The organism is Aneurinibacillus migulanus (genome assembly GCF_001274715.1).
Classification (GTDB): Bacteria; Bacillota; Bacilli; order Aneurinibacillales; family Aneurinibacillaceae; genus Aneurinibacillus; species Aneurinibacillus migulanus.
This window is the reverse complement of record NZ_LGUG01000011.1, coordinates 1-3,218: the sequence shown is the minus strand read 5'-3', so window position 1 is coordinate 3,218 and position 3,218 is coordinate 1. Positions and strand designations below refer to the sequence as shown.

At 49.6% G+C, this 3,218-nt stretch carries 3 protein-coding genes and 1 pseudogene; 1 reads left to right on the top strand and 3 read right to left on the bottom strand.

The window, feature by feature from the left end; genetic code table 11:
- Positions 1-19 precede the first annotated feature (19 nt).
- From AF333_RS28670 to AF333_RS28660, 3 genes and pseudogenes are all read right to left on the bottom strand, one after another.
- A pseudogene (locus tag AF333_RS28670) lies at positions 20-265 on the bottom strand (IS4 family transposase); the annotation flags it as partial.
- A gap of 92 nt (positions 266-357) precedes the next feature.
- The gene (locus AF333_RS28665; RefSeq protein ID WP_043066417.1) at positions 358-1,770 is read right to left on the bottom strand and encodes a sensor histidine kinase; all 1,413 of its coding nucleotides are present in this window, start codon (positions 1,768-1,770) and stop codon (positions 358-360) included.
- Positions 1,760-2,467 carry a response regulator transcription factor gene (locus AF333_RS28660; RefSeq protein WP_043066416.1) on the bottom strand — a complete coding sequence of 236 codons (708 nt, stop codon included), beginning with the start codon at positions 2,465-2,467 and terminating at the stop codon, positions 1,760-1,762. Before AF333_RS28660 ends, AF333_RS28665 begins: the two co-directional genes overlap by 11 nt.
- A 346-nt stretch (positions 2,468-2,813) precedes the next feature.
- Between AF333_RS28660 and AF333_RS36460 the strand changes: the two genes are divergently transcribed.
- Positions 2,814-2,981 (top strand): hypothetical protein, encoded by a 168-nt coding sequence (locus tag AF333_RS36460; protein ID WP_235496486.1) that lies wholly within the window; start codon positions 2,814-2,816, stop codon positions 2,979-2,981.
- Positions 2,982-3,218: the final 237 nt, after the last annotated feature.

The window sequence follows — 3,218 nt, the reverse complement described above, 5'->3', positions numbered from 1 at the left end:
GCGGGCTTCATTTTTTGACTTATGCTGCATTGCCATGATTCATGGTATACTCATAAACAACACCCAGGATATCAAAGGCCGTTTTTTTCTTATAACGGTGGGATTTTCGCCCGTTTCGCTGTAGGAGGTTGAACAGGCGAAGGAGGATCTTTGATAGCTCTTGGGTGTTTTTTTGTGTAGCTTGAAACAGAAGTGGAAAATAGTCCTTAATCATATAAATCGCTTTATATTTACTAAGCTCTCGTTTTTTCTTTACAAGGAGTAATCCTTTTCCATACGAATTTTATGCTATACCACTGTTGATCATTGCTTGCGGTTTATGTGAACAGACCATTAATCACGAACCCCTAGTACTCATCAAGAGCTAGCCGCCTTCGGCAACATTAGCTCGAACCGTGTCCAGCCTTCGTCCACGTGTAAGCGCAGCTGCCCGCCATGCTTCTCCACGATGTGCCTCGCGATCGTCAGGCCAAGGCCCGTTCCGCCGTCGCTTTTTCTAGCGGCGTCGCCGCGAACGAATGCGTCGAAGACGCGGTCCCGCAGGTGGTCGGGGATGCCAACGCCGTTGTCGGCTGCTTCGATGCGGATCATCTCGTCCCCATCCGCAAGCGTTAGCCGCACATGCGTCCCAGGCGGATTGTATTTCAGCGCGTTCGCCAGTAGGTTGGAGACGGCGCGGTACAGCAGCTTCCCATTAAACGGAACGCTCACTTCCTGTGCTGGAATATCGTATTCGAATACAAAGCTTCGTTCTTCGAACAGGTCGTAATAGGCGACCGCCATCTCCCGCACGAATTCGGCAAGGTCGCTTGCTTCCTTGACAATCGGATAGTCAGGGCTCTCTAGCTTGGACAGCTCGAACACGTCGTCGATCAGCTCGGTGACCAGTTTTGTTTTGTCATGGATCAGGTTGAGCGTTCGCTGTTTCTTCGCTTCCTCCTCGATCATGCCGAGCTGCAGCGCATTGGCATAGCCTTGAATCGTCGTAATCGGCGTCTTCAAGTCGTGCGAAATGTGCACGAGCATCCGCTGCTTGCTTTCTTCAAGCTGCCGCTTCTCCGTTTCCGCCTTTTCCAATTTTTCCGCCATCACGTTAAAGCTCTCCTGAATTTGCGCCAACTCGTAATGCGCTTCGAAACGAAGCCTTTCGTGGTAACGTCCGCCTGCAATACTACAGATGCCCGCGGCAATTTCTCTGAGTGGGTTCGTCAATCGGGTCGCGGTCAGCCTGCTGTATACATAAACGTTGATCCCGAACAACACAAGGAACAGCAATCCCGTCTCCGCCAAGGTGCCCCAGAAGATCGACTGATTTTCGGGCGTTCCCTCGTCGAGCGTGAAACCCGCCTTTATATTTTTTTTCGGCAGCCTGACCACGCAGTATCGAACCTGTCCGTTATCGGTGCGAAACGGGGCAATGGAGGTGTAAAACGGATTTTCCTTCATATCGTAAAATAACGCGTTAAGCTCGCGTTCCGTATACGCATCCGGGCCGTCCTGTTTGATGCCCTTCAATTCGATTACCTGCAGCCGCTCGTCGAGAATTTCCACCCAGCCATGCAGGGCCTCGATCGACTCCGAGGGAATATCGGCTGTATGGGACCGGACGATTTCGCCTGCTTGCAGCAATGACATCTGCTGCGCAGGCAGCCAATCGTTCGTCCGCTCGACAAAAAAGAGCAGTAGCAAAATCACGCTTGCGCCAACCGTCAGCGAAAACATGATGTAGTTCCGAAGCAGCATACCGAACAGTTTCGATTTACGGCGCATGGAGCTCATCCTTCTTGGCGAATCGGTATCCAAGTCCCCGTACCGTTTTCAGATAAAACGACTCCCGGGGCGAATCCTCGATTTTATCCCGCAGCCGGCTGATTTGCACCATAATCGTATTGTCATCAGCGATGTACGGGTCAGACCAGACATTTTCGAAAATTTGTTTTTTTGTATAAATGCGGCCTGGTTTGCTCATGAACAGCTTGAGTAGCTTATATTCGATGGCGCTGAGCGCAATCGGTTCCCCCCGTTTATACAGGATGCACGCTTCGTGATCCAGCGTCAGATCGCCCAGCCGTATTTCGGTCGGTTCGGCCGCGGGGTCGTTGAACTCATACGTTCTGCGTAGCTGCGCTTGAATGCGCGCCACGACCTCCAGCGGGCTGAACGGCTTCGTGATAAAATCGTCCGCACCAAGACCCAGCCCGGCGATTTTGTCCGTTTCCTGATTTTTCGCCGACAAGACGATCACCGGCAGCTTCGATTGCTTGCGTATCCATTGCAGCAACTGGAAGCCGTCGAGATGCGGCATCATGATATCGATCACGGCCAAATCGACCGAGTGCCGCGTGAACAGCTCAACCGCCGCTTGACCGTCGTGCGCCTCGAGCAAATCGAAATCTTTTTCCAAAAACAGCTTGAGTAAATCGATGATATCCGATTCGTCGTCGACAAGCAAAATCGTTTTTCGCATCATTATCCCTCCCCGTTACACGTATGGTTCGAGCCTTGGCGCCGATCTCCTGCCATGTAAGGTTATTTTAAGAAAAGTGAAAGTCCGTGGAAAGAAACGGTTCCCATAATGGGCAATGTCCAGTGTCCAAAGTCTGATATGTCATGTCCAAGGCAAATCAGAATTCATGATTGGCTGCAAATGAGCCGGGCTCGGCAACAGGCTGTATAATACGGCCCAACTCATGCCGCAGAAGAGGCAGTTGCAAGCGGTAAAGGTGCTTATTTCGTCCTTCTTTGATGCAATCTTGAACGAAAAAAGCGAATATCGCATCGTGTTCTAGGACCTCAGTTATACAAGGGAGTGGATGCCGGATACGATGTACATCGGCAACTATTTGGATGCACGGACAACGGTCATCAGCAGCTTCGACGAAGATATCGACCTAGGCACGATAAGAAGGAGGCGTTCGTTGAGTGGCCCCTTACTTGGGCGCTGCCTACGAAAGAGACGGTGTTCCACTATCCGCTTATAACACCAATAAAGCATGAATTTCTTTCAAGATTTAAAAGTATTTTTCAGTCATTTAATTGCGATATTTGTTTATGTACTGAAAACCACGAACACCCTACATTGGGTATAGGTAACTTAGAATACGAAGACTACTGTTACTATATGAAAGATGATAAAAAAAATTTGTTTTTAGAAGATTACGGCAAACAAGATGATGGTATAGAAATAGATGCACTATACGAAAAATTATCTAATCAAG